Raw genomic sequence first — 15,843 nt, 5'->3', positions numbered from 1 at the left:
CATTAAAAAGTATGTTCCGGAGCAGGAAAGCTTTTGTCTTTAACGGCAGCCACATAAGCGGCAACGGCAGCTTGGATGCTGCTTTGGCCTTCCATAAAGTTTTTCACAAATTTGGCGGTTTTGCCGGGAAATACGCCCAACATATCATGCATAACCAAGACTTGTCCGTCGCAATCCACACCGGCGCCGATTCCGATAGTGGGGCTGTGTACGGTTTCGGTAACCTGTTTGCCAAGTTCGGCGGGTACGCATTCCATTAAAATAATCGAAGCACCGGCTTGATCATGCGCTTTGGCATCGTTTAAAAGCGCTTGGGCTTTATCGCCCTTGCCTTGTACTTTGTAGCCGCCGAAAGCGTGTACGGATTGCGGGGTCAGGCCGATATGGGCGCAAACGGGTATCCCGCGTAATTGTAAAAACTCTGTGGTTTCTGCCATCCATACGCCGCCTTCCAGTTTCACCATATGGGCGCCTGCGGCCATGAGTTCGGCAGCAGCGGCAAAAGCTTGTTCTTTGCTTTGCTGATAAGCACCGAAAGGCAGATCGCTCACAATCATGGTATTTTGTGTACCGCGGGCTACGGCAGCGGTGTGATAGCACATATCGCGTAGGGAAACGGGTAGGGTGGAGCTTTGGCCTTGTACGGTCATTCCTAGTGAGTCGCCGACTAGAATAGCATCTATGCCCGCCTTATCCATTAAAGCGGCAAAACTGGCTTCGTAGGCGGTCAGCATAGCGATTTTTTCGCCTTCCGCTTTCATTTTTTGTAGCGTATTGATGGTAACCATGGCATTTTCCGTTTCAGATGGCCTTAAGTTTAAGCGCGCTTAATAATGGGGACATCCGAATAAATTTCAATCTGCAAAGTAAAACAGCCCGACCGGGTCGGTCAGGCTGTTTTTTATCTGGTGCCGGCACCAAGAGTCGAACTCGGGACCTTCTGATTACAAGTCAGCTGCTCTACCAACTGAGCTATACCGGCGAAGAAGTGCGCATTATGATTGGTTTTATGTGTTTTGGCAAGTATTTTTGCTGATGTTATATAAAAAATAAATAAAGGTATTGTTTTGAAAATAAATTTATTTTCTAAAACTGCTTTTTAATATTACGCATTATGACACGGCGGGTGAAAACGCATCTGAGAAAAAGGCATCTTCAGGTAAATTATGATGCTGTATAAATTGTTGTTGCGACGATTGAATCATAGCCAACGAACCGCAGGCATAAACTTCGTATGCCGATAAATCGGGATGGTCGGCAACCACATAATCCTGAGTATAACCACGGGCACCCTGCCAGCCTGCATCAGGTTGGGAGAGTATGGGGGTAAAGCTTGATTGCGGAAGCAGGGAAACGATATTGGCGGCTTCCCGCAAGCGGTATAAATCGGCTTCTTGGCGACCGCCCCAATAAAGGTGTACGGAGCGTTTGCTATTGTTGTAGATTAAATGTTGCAGAATGCTGTGTATCGGGGCAAACCCTGTGCCGGTAGCCATGAGGATAATCGGTTTGCCGCTTTCTTCTTTTAAGGTGAACGTACCCAACGGGCCGCGTATACGCATAATGGCTTTTTCTTTAACAACGGCATTTTCACCGAACAGCATATTGGAAAATAAGCCGTTTTCACGTTTTCTGATGTGCAGTTCTATGGTGGCCGCGCTGTCAGGGCTATTGGCGATGGAATAGCTACGGCTTTCGCCGTTTTTCAATAAAATATCAATATATTGCCCTGCCCAAAAAACAAACGGCGGTGCTTTGGGAAGCGCCAGGGTTAGGATGGCGGCATCATGTATGTATTCAACAGATGAAACACGGGCGGGGAAGGTTTTAACAGGTGGGGCGGATGCGCCGTTATAACCGGGTACGGTCAAAGTAATATCGCTTTGGGGAATGGCGCAACACATCAAAATTTTGCCTTGTTCGGCCTCTTCCGAGCTTAAAGCCAATTCGGCATATTTGCCCCCCGAAACTTCGCCGCTCACCAGTTTGGCTTTACATTGTCCGCATATGCCGCTTTGACAGGAATGAGGCAGGTTTAATCCTTGTCGCTTGGCGGCATGGAGAATAGGTTCGTCTTCTGAAACGGTAAAGGTGGTTTGATCGGGTGTGAGGGTAACGGTATACGACATAATAAGCTTTGGTTATTTTGATAATGAAATAGGCCGTCTGAAAAATAAGTTAGGTAGTTTAATATTTTACTGCTTCGGCCTTATATATGGTTATATTATTGCCGTATTTGAACCTTGCTTATATGCAGGCTGTTGGTTTTACGGTGACGCTTTAATCGCTGTATTGATTTTTTTGCAATGAAAAAATAATGTGATGGCAGATAATATGAACTTGGACTAAAAGTAATAACGGTATTTTATATATGGCCGTCTGAAATATTCAGACGGCCTATTTTATAAAAGCCTGTGAAATAAGATTGGTTAATCTATGAAGCCAGTTTGGCTTTCAGCAACTCTTGCACCTGCTGAGGATTAGCCTTGCCTTTGCTGGCTTTCATGACTTGCCCCACTAAAGCATTAAAGGCTTTTTCTTTACCGGATTTATATTCTTCTACCGATTTGGTATTGGCTGCCAAAACTTCATCAATGATTTTCTCAATGGCACCGCTGTCGGTCATTTGTTTCAAACCGTCGCGTTCGATAATGGCTTCGGCATCCAAATCGCTGCCCCACATGGCTTCGAATACTTGTTTGGCCAGTTTGTTGCTCAAAGTACCGTCAGCGATTTTGGCAACCAATCCGGCTAAACGGTCGGCCTGAATCGGGCTTTCAGGCAGGCTTAAGCCTTCTTTGTTTAGCGTGGCCGCCAGCTCGCCGTTCATCCAGTTTGCCACCAGTTTGCCTTGCTTGCTTGCTTGGGCAGCCGTTTCAAAGAAAGCGGCTTGTCCGCGTGAAGCAGTGAGCAGACGTGCATCATATTCGCTGACGCCGTAATCCGACACGAAACGCTGTGCCATTTCAGACGGCAGCTCGGGCATATTGTCACGCGCTTTGGCCAATTGCTCATCGGAAATCATCACGGGCAATAGGTCGGGGTCGGGAAAATAGCGGTAGTCATGCGCATCTTCTTTTAAGCGCATCACACGGGTTTCACCTTTATCAGGATCGAAAAGCATGGTGGCTTGCTGTACCTTGCCGCCGTCTTCAATAATTTCAATCTGGCTTTCCACTTCATAATTAATCGCCTGCTCTAAAAAGCGGAATGAATTAAGGTTTTTAATTTCACGGCGGGTGCCGAATTCAGCTTGGCCTTTAGGGCGCACGGAAACATTGGCATCGATACGGAACGAACCCTCGGCCATATTGCCGTCGCAAATATCCAGCCAGGTTACCAAGTCATGTAAGGCTTTGGCATAGGCCACCGCTTCGGCTGCCGAACGCATTTCCGGCTCGGATACCACTTCCAACAAAGGTGTACCGGCACGGTTAAGGTCGATACCTGTCGCACCGTTCAAACCTTCGTGAACCGATTTACCGGCATCTTCTTCCATATGGGCACGGGTCACATTGATGGTTTTAACTTCGTCGCCCACCACAATTTCCAACTTACCGTGCTCTACAATCGGCAGATCTAATTGGCTGATTTGATAGCCTTTCGGTAAGTCGGGATAAAAATAGTTTTTGCGGTCGAACACGTTTTTCTGATTGATGGTCGCATCCATAGCCAGACCAAGTTTAATGGCCTTGTCAACCACTTCGCGATTCAATACCGGCAACACACCGGGCAGGGCGCATTCCACTACACTGGCGTGTGCGTTCGGTTCGGCACCGAAAGCGGTAGACGCACCGCTGAAAATTTTGGATTTAGTGTTTAATTGGACGTGGATTTCCAGTCCGATTACAGTTTCCCAGGTCATAAAGGGTCTTTCTTTTTAAATAAAATTTTAAGTAAAAATTTAACAATTACTTATAATAAAAAATACGGATATTTTTAATGCTTAAATAATTAAATCAAACATCTTTTAATATGAATAACATTTCTATTTACAATGCTTTTCATGTTGAAAAATCTTTAAGGTTGAAGTTTCCGATAATGCCCGCGTGCGGAAAATTCAACTATATTTTGGTCACGTAGAATTTGAAGCTGCTGGCGGATTTTATCTTTAATATGTTTGTTATTAGGGAATTGGGCGGCTAATTGTTCCTCAAACTTATATAGCTGCTTTAAATCAAATTTCTCAGGAAGTTGCTCAATGCACTTTATGATTGCCAATAGCCAGCCTTTACTGGCAGCTTTCTGATTACGTAAAAAAAGATTGGATTGCCATTGCTGATGTACTCGCTCAGGTTCAATGACTTTAGCCTGATCAATCAATAAAATTTTTCCACTTTCAGGCAATCTACTCATGTCTATTTGACAGCCGATCCAACCTTTACGGCTGGCTGTTTCCGATAAAGGCTTACGGCGAATAATCATATCGACAGTCATAAAATGTTTCGGTACCAATATCAATTGTTGAACAGAATAATCTGCTTTTTTATACATCAAGAAAAAGAAATTAGGATTATCATTTGATTGGATTCGCTCAATCATCGTGTGATATGCACCATCATCAATCTTTTTTCCTATGGATTTTGCATTTTTACTTTTTAATTCAAATTGCTCGTTGCATTGAGGGCATAGAAAATCCTGTACAGGGCGATTATTGGGTGCTTTTTTTATATGGTTGCAACCGCAATTTGGACAATACATATTTATTGCCATCCAATTTTCCGTTAAGACGCGTACAATTTGAGATGGACTTTTATAGCCTTTAGCCAAATTGATATCAAAGTGAAGGTTCATTTTGAGGCAGTTTCTTTTATGGTTTTGGATATTGGCATAATTCGCACCTGTATAGGATTTCCTAAAATGATCTTTAACGATCATTTTTTAGTTTTTTAAGCAGCTTATGATTTTTTATCTAGTAGGCTGCTTACTATGCCAATCACTATTCAACTGCATCTGATGCGCCACGCCCAAAATCTTCGCTTCGGCAAAGTAATTGCCAATCAATTGCACGCCGATCGGTAGGCCGTCTGAAGAGAAGCCCGCGGGTAGGGTCATGGCGGGTAAACCGGCTAGGTTAACGGCGATGGTGTAAATATCGGAAAGATACATGTGTACCGGGTCGTTGATATCGCTGCCTAGTTTCGGTGCGGCTGTCGGTGCGGTTGGCGCAAGGATAATGTCGCATTGTTGTAAGGCTGATTGAAAATCGTTGGCAACCAAACGGCGCAATTTTTGGGCTTTCAGGTAGTAGGCATCGTAGTAACCGTGGCTGAGTACATAGGTGCCGATCATAATACGGCGTTTGACTTCGCTGCCGAAACCTTCGGCACGGGTATTGCTGTACATTTCTTCCAAATCGCCGAATCGGGCGGCGCGGTGGCCGTAGCGTACGCCGTCGTAGCGGGAAAGGTTGGTACTGGCTTCGGCGGAGGCGAGTACATAATAGGCGGGAATGGATAATTCGGTTTGCGGCAGGCTGACTTCTACCATTTCCGCGCCTTGTGCTTTGAGTAGGTCGATGGCCGTCTGAACGGTTTTTTGTACGTCCGCGCTCATGCCTTCACCGAAATATTCTTTAGGCAGGCCGACTTTTAGGCCTTTTAAGGGTTGGTTTAAATCGCGAGTGTAGTCTTCTTTGCTGCGTTCCAAGCTGGTGGAGTCACGTTCGTCGAAGCTGGCCATGGCATTGAGTAAAATAGCGCAATCTTCGGCGGTTTGTGCCATCGGGCCGGCCTGGTCGAAGCTGGATGCGTAGGCAACCATGCCGAAACGGGATACGATGCCGTAGGTCGGTTTAATGCCGGTGATGCCGCAGTGCGAGGCGGGTTGGCGGATAGAGCCGCCGGTGTCGGAGCCTAAAGCAGCGGGGGCGAGACGGGCGGCGATAACGGCGGCGGAACCGCCGGAAGAACCGCCGGGTACGTTTTCGGTATTCCACGGGTTTTTGGTTGCGCCGTAGAATGAAGTTTCATTGGTGGAGCCCATGGCGAACTCGTCCATATTGGTGCGGCCTAGGGTCACCATGCCTTCGTTTAAAAGGTTTTGTACCACGGTGGCGGTGTAGGGTGAAACGAAGTTGTCGAGCATTTTGCTGGAGCAGGCGCTGCGCCAGCCTTGTTGGCAGAAAATATCTTTATAGGCAATGGGTACGCCGGTTAAAGCGGTAGCATTGCCGGAGGCGATACGCGCATCGGCTGCTTGGGCTTCAGCGAGGGTGAGATTTTTATCTAATGTAATGTAGCCGTTGATCGCGGGATTGCGCTCATCAATGGCTGTTAAGTATTCTTGTGCCAATTCGGTGGCGGAAATTTGTTTGGTTTGCAGCATTTCGCTGGCTTGTTTCAATGTATATTGGGTCATAGGTCTCTTTCAGACGGCGCAATGATTCAGACGGCCTAAGTGTATTTAAATATATCTATTTATATATATAAGGCCGTCTGAAATTTTATTCTTCGATAACTTGTGGGACGATATATAAACGGTTACGCACTTCGGGCGCTACGGCTTGGTATTCGGCTGCATGGTCGGTTTCGGTAACACGGTCTTCGCGCAAGCGTAAAGCGGCTTCATGTGGGTGCGCCATCGGTTCGATGCCGTCGGTATCGACGGTCTGCATTTTTTCAACCAGCGCAAAAATATCATTTAATTCTTGCAGGTTTTGTTGTTTTTCTTCCTCTGTCAAACTCAGGCGCGAGAGCTTGGCAATTTTTTCCACATCACTTAGGGTCAGAGCCATAAAAAATCCTTAAATTTAATTCAGTAAATACCCAAACTAAGGTATTATTACACGTTTATCCGATTATTATTCCGTTTGGTAGAGAATTATAACTGAAAACGCTGTTATTCTACATGCAGAATTCAGCGGATTTATACCGCTTTCCGGCGGGGAGGCCGTCTGAAAAAACAGGATACTGTTTTTTCTATCGTTTTAACAAGATTTTAAAGGTTCGGGAAATATTTTATGTTTCGCTTTTTAACACGCTATTTTTCAAATGATCTCGCGATTGACTTGGGTACTGCCAATACGTTGATTTACATCCGTAATAAAGGTATTGTTTTAGATGAACCTTCAGTAGTGGCGATGCAGACGGATGCCACACATGGCAAAAGTGCTATTTTGGCGGTGGGCACTGAAGCTAAAAAAATGTTGGGGCGTACTCCGGGCACGATTCAAGCTATCCGCCCGATGAAAGATGGTGTGATTGCTGATTTTAATGTCACTGAAAAAATGCTGAAACAGTTTATTAAGAAAGTAAATAACAGCCGTTTCGCTGCACCACCACGTATTGTGATTTGTGTGCCTTGCGGTTCGACTCAAGTCGAGCGTAAAGCGATTCGTGATTCGGCTTCGGCTGCGGGTGCTTCTTCTGTAAATTTGATTGAAGAGCCGATGGCTGCGGCAATCGGTGCGGGCTTGCCGATTGAGGAAGCTACCGGTTGTATGGTGGTCGATATCGGCGGCGGTACAACCGAAGTCGGTGTGATTTCTTTGAGCGGCGTGGTTTACTCACATTCTATTCGTGTCGGCGGGGATGCGTTTGATGACAGCATTATCAATTATGTTCGCCGCAATTACGGTATGTTGATCGGTGAAGCGACGGCTGAAGAAATTAAAACAAAAATCGGTTCGGCTTTCCCCGGCATGGAAGTTAATGAAATCGAAGTGAAAGGCCGCAATTTGGCAGAAGGTATTCCGCGAGCGTTTACCATCAGCTCAAATGAAGTTTTGGAAGCACTGACCGAGCCATTGAACCAGATTGTTCAATCGGTTAAAAATGCATTGGAGCAAACGCCGCCCGAATTGGGTGCGGATATTGCGGAGCGCGGGTTGGTGTTAACCGGTGGCGGTGCATTGCTTAAAGGTCTTGACCGCTTGCTGGCCGAAGAAACCGGATTGCCGGTGATGATAGCGGAAGATCCGCTGACTTGTGTGGCGCGGGGATCGGGTAAAGCGTTGGATATGATTGGCAAACTGAACTCGATTTTTGTGGCAAACCCTTAATTTATTATTTCGGAATGCCGTTTTAATATGTCTGAACAGCCTTTGAATTTTTCCCGTAAGGGCATGAAGTCTTCCAGCAAGCTGATTATTCTTTCAATAGTCAGCGTGGCTTTGATGATGCTGGATAGCCGCTATTCGGCGGTTCAGAAAGTCAAAAGCTATACGGCGACAGCACTGTATCCTTTGCAGTGGATTGCCAACCAGCCTGTTTATTTCTATCGTTATATTAGTGATTCAGTTCAATCACAAACAGATTTGGTTGCCGAAAGCAAACGGTTGAGCGAAGAAAACGGCCGTCTGAAATTATTATTGGCACAAGCAGGTGTTCAACAAAAGGAACTGATTGAGCTAAAAAAATTACAGGGTTTGCAGCAGAGTGGTATTCGTATTTCGGGTATGGCAACGATAATTTCGAATGGTCGCGACCCGCTGGCGGATAGATTGATTTTAAATAAAGGAGAAGTAAGCGGATTTAAAGTAGGCGATGCTGCGGTGGATCAAAATGGTTTAATTGGCCAGATTACACAAGTGCACCCATTAAGTGCTGAATTAACGTTGATTACCAATAGTAAAATGGTGATTCCGATTATGGTTGAGCGCACCGGTGTGCGCAGTTTACTTTATGGCAGCGGTAGCTCGATTAATTTACGTTATTTTCCTGCCGATGCCGATTTACGGCCGGACGATGTTTTGGTGACTTCCGGATTAGACAGTATTTACCCGGAAGGGATTCCTGTGGCTAAAGTACTTCAGGTATTCCGTGTTGCCGGAACCCCTTATTACCGCGTTACTCTAACACCTTTGTCAGGGTTTCGAAACAGCAAATATGTATTGGTATTGCCACAAAAAAAACTGCCGGAGCAATTATCGCCGGCATCTGATTCTGCCAAAGCAAAACGGCCTTAGTCTGAGTTATGACCGAACTTGAAGATTTTCATAAGCGTGTTCCCAAACACATCACTATTTCCGGCTTCATGCTTGCCATGTTGCTGGACTTTATCCCATTCTCTTTCAATACTTTTTTTTGGTTGCCTGAGTTTACGGCATTGATTTTGCTTTATTGGGCATTATACCGGCCGCAAATGGTGGGTGTGGGCGCTGCTTTTTTGACCGGATTGCTGGTTGATGTCGGAACGGCAGCACCACTTGGACAACATGCTTTGTCGTATATGGTGATGGTATTTTTTATCCAGCAGCGGCAGCAGCGTATTATGTTGTTCAGTTATGGGGTGCAGGCCATGGCTATTTGGGCGGCTTTATTGTGCAACCAAGTCGTTTTATCATTGGTTCGTTTGATGTATGACCACCGTTTTACCGAATGGCAGGTATTTATTGCGCCGTTTATTGGCGCGTTGTTGTGGCCGCTGTTGAGTAAGATTATGCTGGTTATCCTTAATTCACGTCTATTACGCCGATGAATAAAAATACCTATTTAAACAATGGATATGATCAGGTTGTTGCTGACCGCGAACGGGATTTTATCTTGCGGCTGGTGGTGGCGTTCGTATTCATTGTGATTTTCTTTTTGTTGTTATTTGGTCGTTTTGTTTATCTGCAAATTGTCAAACATGATGAATATGTGGTGCGGGCCAATACCAACCGTATTTCATTAGTGCCTACGGCACCGATACGTGGAGAAATTGTAGACGTAAACGGTGTGGTATTGGCGCACAATTATCCTGCCTATTCCCTTGAAATCGTACCCAGTAAAATTGAAGGAAAGCTGGATGATACGATAGAAGCATTACGCCGTTATGTCGATATTACCGAGGGCGACATGAGGCGTTTTAAAAAATTCCGTGTCGAATTTCGTTCTTATGAAAATATTCCCTTAAAGTTAAAACTTAATCCTGATGAAGCAGCAAACTTGGCTGCACAACTCTACCGTTTTAAAGGGGTGGAGATTAATGCACGTACTTTCCGTTCATACCGTTATCCCGAATTGATGGCACATGTTTTAGGCTATATCGGCCGTATCAGTGATAGCGACCAAAAAAGATTGGAAACGGAAAATGCTTCGGCACTTTATCGGGGCAGTACCCATATCGGTAAATCGGGATTAGAGCGGTTTTACGAGCGTCAACTTCATGGTGTGCCGGGTTATCAGGAAGTTGAAAAAGATGCTTACGGCAATATAGTCCATGTTTTGAGAAGCGTACCTGCCAAAACGGGTAAGACTTTGCGGTTGGCTATGGATATCCGCTTGCAACAAGAGGCAGATCGTCTGATGGGTGATAGGCGTGGTGCGATGGTGGCGCTGAACCCGCAAACCGGCGGGGTATTGGCATTTGTGTCCAAACCATCGTTTGATCCGAATTTATTTATTGACGGCATTGATACCGAATCATGGAAAGGGCTGAATGAAGATTGGCAGCGTCCGCTGATTAACCGTGTGACACAAGGTCTTTATCCGCCGGGCTCTACCTTTAAGCCGTTTATGGGCATGGCTTTATTGGAAAGCGGCAAAATTGATCAAAATACTATTGTGCCTGCACCGGGTGCTTGGAGTATTCCGGGTTCCCGCCATCTATTTCGTGACTCGGTACGTAGAGGTCATGGTTCGGCTAATTTAAGTAAGGCTATTCAAGTGTCGTCGGATACTTTCTTCTACCGTTTAGGTTATGAATTGGGTATTGATAAAACATCACCTTATTTGGCGGAGTTCGGGCTGGGGGAACAAACCGGTATTGATTTACCACATGAATACCGGGGCGTATTACCTTCTAGAGAGTGGAAAGCCAAGCGCTTTGCCAAAGCTAAAAATCCAAGGTCGCGGGAGTGGCAGGCGGCAGAAATGGTGTCTGTTAGTATCGGGCAGGGGTACAACGCCTACACACCTTTACAGATGGCGCAAGCTACGGCTTCATTGGCTAATGACGGCGTGGTTTACCGGCCGCATTTGGTTAAAGAATTATTGGATCATGACCGACGTGAAATCACCTTAATCGATCCTAAACCGGAGCGTACCATTCCCTTTAAATACGATAATTTTGAATACATCAAAGAAGCGATGTCGAAAGTGTTAAAACCGGGTGGAACCGCCCACCGTATAGGGCATGGGTTGCAATATACAATGGGCGGCAAAACCGGTACGGCGCAGGTGGTACAGATTAAACAAGGTGCCAGCTATAATGCGGCGGCATTAGCCGAGCAGCATCGTGACCATGCGTGGTTTATTTCGTTCGCGCCGCTGGAAAAGCCGCAGATTGCGATTGCGGTTTTATTGGAAAACGGCGGTTGGGGAGCCAGTGCGGCACCGTTGGCACGCGCGCTGACCGATTATTATCTGCTGACTTTAAAAGCAGGGCAGTTAACCGGCCCCGTACCTAAAGAGCCGTTGTTAACAAATCAAGAGCATGTTGAGGTGTCGCAAACTGCCGCCAGTGCGCCTGTTGTCCGTTCTGAAACTTCACCATTCAAACAGGCCTATGACAATATTGCAAATATTCAGGCGGCCTCCGGAGCAGTGCGATGAATATAAATGAAGAGAATTTTTTAGGCCGAATTAGGCGTATTGTTTGGGCGCCTATGGATCCGTGGCTGTTTTATGCCATGTTGGCAGTTTATATTATGAGCCTGTTTTTACTGTATTCGGCAGACGGGCAAGAAGTCGGCCAATTGCAAAACAAAACCGTGCATACGGTATTGGCATTTATATTGCTTTGGTTTGTGGCACGCGCTCGTCCGCAAACATTGTCTGCCCTTGCACCGCCAGTGTATGCGATTGGCGTTGTGTTGCTGTTGGGGGTGGAGTTTTTCGGAGTGACGGTAAATGGTTCGACGCGTTGGCTGAATATCGGTATCGGTCGGATACAGCCGTCTGAAATCATGAAAATCGCATTGCCGATGATGGTGGCTTGGTATTTTCAAAAATATGAAATGTCGTTGCGGTGGTATCACTATATCGGTGCTTTGGTTTTGGTGATGGTGCCGGGTGCGCTGATTTTGAAGCAGCCCGATTTGGGTACGGCAACTTTAATTATGGCTTCCGGTATTTTTGTGATTTTCTTCGCAGGGTTGCCGTGGAAAGTGATTTTTGCCTCATTGATTGGTTTTTTTGCCGCTTTGCCGTTGCTTTGGAATTATGGTATGCACGACTATCAAAAAACCCGTGTGCTGACCCTGCTTGATCCGACCAAAGACCCGTTGGGTGCGGGCTATCATATTTTGCAATCAATGATTGCCATCGGTTCCGGCGGGCTTTGGGGTAAAGGCTGGCTAAATGGTACGCAAACCCATTTGGATTATATTCCCGAATCGACGACCGACTTTATTTTTGCGGTTTATGGCGAAGAATTCGGCCTTATCGGTAACGGATTATTATTGGCCGTTTATCTGCTGATTCTCGGGCGCGGGCTTTATATTGCAGGCAAGGCGCAAACCTTATACAACAGAACCTTGGCCGGCGCATTAACTATGACATTTTTCTGTTATGCTTTTGTAAATATGGGTATGGTGAGCGGTATTCTTCCCGTCGTCGGTGTACCGTTGCCGTTGGTGAGCTATGGCGGTACAGCTACTTTGTCTATTATGATGATATTGGCATTGTTAATGGGTATCGGTAATCAGCGGGTTTAAGCTGTTGAATGGATAGTTTCAGACGGCCTTTATTCATATAAGGCCGTCTGAAACTATCTATAGCTCATATAATGGATTGCTTCGAGTTAAATAATAGATGATATAGGTAATCGCTTTGAAGTGTGGCAGTAATGTTTGCCGGACGAATCACAGAGAATGAAATAATATAAGGTGTAAACACATGATAGGTATGGAAATCGGCAAGATCATATTGGCATTTATGGTATTGATTAACCCTTTGGGTGGATTGGCAATTTATCTTGATTTGACACACAATTTAAGTACGCGGGAGCGCCGTAAAGTCGCGAAAAATGTTTCTATCGCCGTAATGATCGCTATTACCGCTTTTACGTTGACAGGCAGTACGATTCTCAAGTTGTTCGGTATCAGTGTCGGCGCGTTTCAGGTGGGCGGCGGTATTTTAGTATTGCTGATTGCGATTGCGTTGATGAATGGCGGCAATAATCCTGCCAAGCCTGAAACATTGCTGGATGGAAGTAAAGATACGGAAGTATCCAATCGCAATAATCATAATAATATCGGTGCTATTGCCGTGGTACCGCTGGCTATTCCGATAACGGTCGGTCCGGGCGGGATTTCTACGGTGATTATTTACGCTTCTGCAGCTAAAGATTATCGTGATACGATAGCAATTTTAATTGCCGGACTCTTCATCAGTCTGATTTGTTATATTATTTTGTTGGCAGCAGCTAGAGTTAGCCAAAAGTTAGGCGATACGGGGGTAATCATTCTGAATCGTGTGATGGGGATGTTGTTGGCGGCTGTTTCAGTTGAAATTATTGTAGCAGGATTGAAAGCTTTGTTTCCGCAATTGAATGTATAAAGATGATTCGGTTGAATGTTGAAAAGATTGTCGTTCGCAATAATTTGATTCAGGTTTTTAGTTGAAATTTATGTTTAATTGTTTGTATCGCATATAAGACGAATACAGTTGTTATTATTACTCAGGCAGCCTTGTGTGGCTGCCTGAGTAATTTCAAGCTTAAAGCTTAGAACGCTACGCGTAAAGATGCGGCGACATTACGACCGGGCTGAGTGTAAATATCGGCACCTTGTCTGGCTCTGCCGGCCATATCGGCATGTTGCCAATACTTTTTATTGCCGATATTGTAGATATTCAGCCCCAATTCGATATTTTTATTGGGTTTATACCATGCGGACGCATCCCATACACCGTATCCCGGCGTTTGGAAAACATTATCACTGCTGACACGTTTTTGTGCTTTAGCCCAACGGAGCTTACTGCTGATACCCCATTTGCTTTGAACATAATCCAAGCCAACCACGCCATTTAACGGATAGGCAGTGTCTAAGTTGCCGCCATTACCGTCTTTTCCGCGCATCCAGGCAATACCACCGTTCAGACGCCAGTTTTCCGTTAGTCTGAGTTGCCCGGATGCTTCGATACCATGTGTTTTCACTTTGTCTAAGTTATCGTATTGGAATATTTGAATCGGGCGTGGGCCGCTATTATCAACTCTTAATAACCGGTTGTTAATAAAGTCGCGGTAGCGGTTATGGAAAGCGGTTATTTGGGCGTTACCACGCTGATGGATATATTTCATACCTAATTCAATACTGTCGGAGCGCTCTGATTTTAGGTTGTGATTAGGAATAATGCGGTAACCGTATGCGTTGTTACTGAATGACATGGTGGCACTGTCAAACGGAGGGGTACGGAAACCGCGAGAATAAGAGGCAAATCCAGTCCAGTTTTGATTAAATGGCACGCTTAGGCGTAGACTGGGTGTGAATGCATGATCACTAAATTTTTGTGGTAATTCTTGTGGTTTTGCATTCAAATAAGCCTGATCGATTTGTGGATTTAAGGTTTCTTTTTCATAACGTAAAGCAGGGGTCAGGGTGATGCCGTTATTGAAAATCAAGCTATCTTGTGCGTAGATACTAAAAGTTTTACGACGGCTGTCGGGGAATGTTTTATTGGGATAAAGGCTACCTGCATAGATTTTGCTGGTAGTACCATCGGAGTTGATTGTTAAGCTGTCTCGTGGACGGGCTGTATCAGATTGTTTGTATTCTGCGCCTGCAACAATTCGATGCTCAATACCACCTGTTGTTAGTCCCCATATAGTTCGGGTGTTAACGCCTTTTGTGGTTTGGTTAAAGCCATAATCAGAATAGCGGGTTGACCTTGATATGATATTGTTGCCCATAGAAGTAGTTTCGCCAATGACTGCATCATCTTCAGCATTTAGTTTTTGATGGTACAGTTGAACGGCTGCTTCTTGTAACGTACCTTGACCTGTATAACGATAGCCTATCTCTGAGCGTTGGCGACGCGCACGGTCGCGGGCAAAATATTCTGATGTGTTGGTCACCCTTGGCCCTCGTGCAACGGAACCCATCGCATTAAGTACATTAGTATCATTTTTGCGTGAAAATCTTTCCCATAGCAGTTCAATACGATGTTGTTCGTTGCCGATACTGCCTTTAGCCAAGATATTGTTACTGTGCGTATCTTGAGGGTTGTTTTTAGTGCGACTACCACCAAGAGTATCTATACTGCCCCGGTTTTTGTATTCATGACCGTTGCGGTTGGTATACATTAACAATCCTTCAGCCATATCTGTATGGCCTGCAATGGTGGCGGTAGTGCCATGACTGCGGTCGCTACTGTGATAGCTTTGTTTTACACCGAAATATACTGGTTTGTCGGCATCGACAAAATCAGAAGGCGAATAAGTGCTCATATTGACCACACCGCCTAATGCATCGCTTCCGTATAAAGCAGAGTATGGCCCTTTAACAATATCAACTTGTTTGAGTGTGTCGGTTTCTACTAAATCACGGCCAGAAACGGTGTTGTTTGGGCCGCCGCCTGCATACGATTCCGGAATACGGACACCGTCGACCATCATCAGAATACGGTTGCCGTCAATGCCACGAATATTGATCGAACCATTGCCTCTACGGGTGTTATCGGTAGTCACACTGACTCCGGGTTCGTACAGCATAATGTCATCTAGATTATGTGTCGCAGCACTATCCATCGTCCGACGTGAAATAACGGCCACGTTAGGGGCCGCTTTATCTAGTGTTTGTTCATATCTGCTGGCGGTAACGACAACAGTATCGAGCTCAGTATTATTATTGGCATTTTCATCACCAGGGGCTGCCCATGCTGTTAAGGGAATAGTGGGGAATAGGGCTGTAATAGTACATGCCAATAGGGAGCGTTTAATCATGATTTTCCTCTGAGAAAAAATTATAATTTTATAATG

13 protein-coding genes and 1 tRNA gene are annotated in these 15,843 nt (G+C 45.4%); 6 read left to right on the top strand and 8 right to left on the bottom strand.

Annotation, left to right across the window (positions count from 1 at the left end; all coding sequences use genetic code 11):
* Nucleotides 1–2: 2 nt before the first annotated feature.
* The 7 genes from panB to gatC form a co-directional block, all read right to left on the bottom strand.
* Nucleotides 3–788, bottom strand: coding sequence for a 3-methyl-2-oxobutanoate hydroxymethyltransferase (panB, locus tag D0T92_RS08225; RefSeq protein ID WP_151051881.1), 786 nt, complete (start codon nucleotides 786–788; stop codon nucleotides 3–5).
* Between the two features lie 118 nt (nucleotides 789–906).
* Nucleotides 907–982 (bottom strand) — tRNA-Thr (locus D0T92_RS08220).
* Between the two features lie 130 nt (nucleotides 983–1,112).
* The gene (locus D0T92_RS08215) at nucleotides 1,113–2,129 is read right to left on the bottom strand and encodes a 2Fe-2S iron-sulfur cluster-binding protein (protein ID WP_151051879.1); all 1,017 of its coding nucleotides are present in this window, start codon (nucleotides 2,127–2,129) and stop codon (nucleotides 1,113–1,115) included.
* 305 nt (nucleotides 2,130–2,434) lie between these two features.
* A complete protein-coding gene (gene gatB, locus D0T92_RS08210; protein ID WP_151051877.1) occupies nucleotides 2,435–3,865 on the bottom strand; it encodes an Asp-tRNA(Asn)/Glu-tRNA(Gln) amidotransferase subunit GatB in 1,431 nt (476 codons plus the stop codon).
* 155 nt (nucleotides 3,866–4,020) lie between these two features.
* The gene (locus D0T92_RS08205) at nucleotides 4,021–4,794 is read right to left on the bottom strand and encodes a DpnI domain-containing protein (protein WP_151053033.1); all 774 of its coding nucleotides are present in this window, start codon (nucleotides 4,792–4,794) and stop codon (nucleotides 4,021–4,023) included.
* Nucleotides 4,795–4,908: 114 nt separating this feature from the next.
* Nucleotides 4,909–6,360, bottom strand: a complete 1,452-nt coding sequence (gene gatA / locus D0T92_RS08200) for an Asp-tRNA(Asn)/Glu-tRNA(Gln) amidotransferase subunit GatA (RefSeq protein WP_151051875.1) — start codon at nucleotides 6,358–6,360, stop codon at nucleotides 4,909–4,911.
* Between the two features lie 85 nt (nucleotides 6,361–6,445).
* On the bottom strand, nucleotides 6,446–6,736 hold the full coding sequence (gene gatC, locus D0T92_RS08195) for an Asp-tRNA(Asn)/Glu-tRNA(Gln) amidotransferase subunit GatC (RefSeq protein WP_151051874.1): 291 nt from the start codon (nucleotides 6,734–6,736) through the stop codon (nucleotides 6,446–6,448).
* Nucleotides 6,737–6,961: 225 nt separating this feature from the next.
* On the opposite strand from gatC, the gene D0T92_RS08190 reads away from it, so the two are divergent.
* The 6 genes from D0T92_RS08190 to D0T92_RS08165 all read left to right on the top strand — a co-directional run bounded on the left by D0T92_RS08190 (nucleotide 6,962) and on the right by D0T92_RS08165 (nucleotide 13,424).
* A complete protein-coding gene (locus D0T92_RS08190; protein WP_151051872.1) occupies nucleotides 6,962–8,002 on the top strand; it encodes a rod shape-determining protein in 1,041 nt (346 codons plus the stop codon).
* Nucleotides 8,003–8,029: 27 nt separating this feature from the next.
* Entirely contained in the window at nucleotides 8,030–8,908 is an 879-nt protein-coding gene (gene mreC / locus D0T92_RS08185; protein ID WP_151051870.1) for a rod shape-determining protein MreC, read from the top strand.
* Nucleotides 8,909–8,916: 8 nt separating this feature from the next.
* Nucleotides 8,917–9,420 carry a rod shape-determining protein MreD gene (gene mreD, locus D0T92_RS08180; RefSeq protein ID WP_151051868.1) on the top strand — a complete coding sequence of 168 codons (504 nt, stop codon included), beginning with the start codon at nucleotides 8,917–8,919 and terminating at the stop codon, nucleotides 9,418–9,420.
* Nucleotides 9,417–11,477 carry a penicillin-binding protein 2 gene (gene mrdA, locus D0T92_RS08175; RefSeq protein WP_151051866.1) on the top strand — a complete coding sequence of 687 codons (2,061 nt, stop codon included), beginning with the start codon at nucleotides 9,417–9,419 and terminating at the stop codon, nucleotides 11,475–11,477. Before mreD ends, mrdA begins: the two co-directional genes overlap by 4 nt.
* Nucleotides 11,474–12,580 (top strand): rod shape-determining protein RodA, encoded by a 1,107-nt coding sequence (rodA, locus tag D0T92_RS08170; protein WP_151051864.1) that lies wholly within the window; start codon nucleotides 11,474–11,476, stop codon nucleotides 12,578–12,580. Before mrdA ends, rodA begins: the two co-directional genes overlap by 4 nt.
* Nucleotides 12,581–12,761: 181 nt before the next feature.
* Nucleotides 12,762–13,424 (top strand): MarC family protein, encoded by a 663-nt coding sequence (locus D0T92_RS08165; RefSeq protein ID WP_151051862.1) that lies wholly within the window; start codon nucleotides 12,762–12,764, stop codon nucleotides 13,422–13,424.
* 166 nt (nucleotides 13,425–13,590) lie between these two features.
* Here D0T92_RS08165 and D0T92_RS08160 read toward each other — a convergent pair whose 3' ends face one another.
* Complete coding sequence (locus tag D0T92_RS08160; RefSeq protein ID WP_225315093.1) at nucleotides 13,591–15,807, bottom strand: TonB-dependent hemoglobin/transferrin/lactoferrin family receptor; 2,217 nt, start codon at nucleotides 15,805–15,807, stop codon at nucleotides 13,591–13,593.
* Between the last annotated feature and the right edge of the window lie 36 nt (nucleotides 15,808–15,843).

The sequence above is a fragment of the Neisseria zalophi genome, from assembly GCF_008807015.1.
GTDB lineage: Bacteria > Pseudomonadota > Gammaproteobacteria > Burkholderiales > Neisseriaceae > Neisseria > Neisseria zalophi.
This window is presented reverse-complemented; position numbering and strand designations above follow the sequence as displayed.

Coding starts and splice junctions, on each gene's coding strand:
- D0T92_RS08190 (WP_151051872.1), top strand. CDS start 6,962: ATGTTTCGCTTTTTAACACGCTATTTTTCAAATGATCTCGCGATTGAC.
- mrdA (WP_151051866.1), top strand. CDS start 9,417: ATGAATAAAAATACCTATTTAAACAATGGATATGATCAGGTTGTTGCT.
- gatC (WP_151051874.1), bottom strand. CDS start 6,736: ATGGCTCTGACCCTAAGTGATGTGGAAAAAATTGCCAAGCTCTCGCGC.
- gatB (WP_151051877.1), bottom strand. CDS start 3,865: ATGACCTGGGAAACTGTAATCGGACTGGAAATCCACGTCCAATTAAAC.
- D0T92_RS08215 (WP_151051879.1), bottom strand. CDS start 2,129: ATGTCGTATACCGTTACCCTCACACCCGATCAAACCACCTTTACCGTT.
- D0T92_RS08205 (WP_151053033.1), bottom strand. CDS start 4,794: ATGAACCTTCACTTTGATATCAATTTGGCTAAAGGCTATAAAAGTCCA.
- D0T92_RS08160 (WP_225315093.1), bottom strand. CDS start 15,807: ATGATTAAACGCTCCCTATTGGCATGTACTATTACAGCCCTATTCCCC.
- panB (WP_151051881.1), bottom strand. CDS start 788: ATGGTTACCATCAATACGCTACAAAAAATGAAAGCGGAAGGCGAAAAA.
- rodA (WP_151051864.1), top strand. CDS start 11,474: ATGAATATAAATGAAGAGAATTTTTTAGGCCGAATTAGGCGTATTGTT.
- gatA (WP_151051875.1), bottom strand. CDS start 6,360: ATGACCCAATATACATTGAAACAAGCCAGCGAAATGCTGCAAACCAAA.
- D0T92_RS08165 (WP_151051862.1), top strand. CDS start 12,762: ATGATAGGTATGGAAATCGGCAAGATCATATTGGCATTTATGGTATTG.
- mreC (WP_151051870.1), top strand. CDS start 8,030: ATGTCTGAACAGCCTTTGAATTTTTCCCGTAAGGGCATGAAGTCTTCC.
- mreD (WP_151051868.1), top strand. CDS start 8,917: ATGACCGAACTTGAAGATTTTCATAAGCGTGTTCCCAAACACATCACT.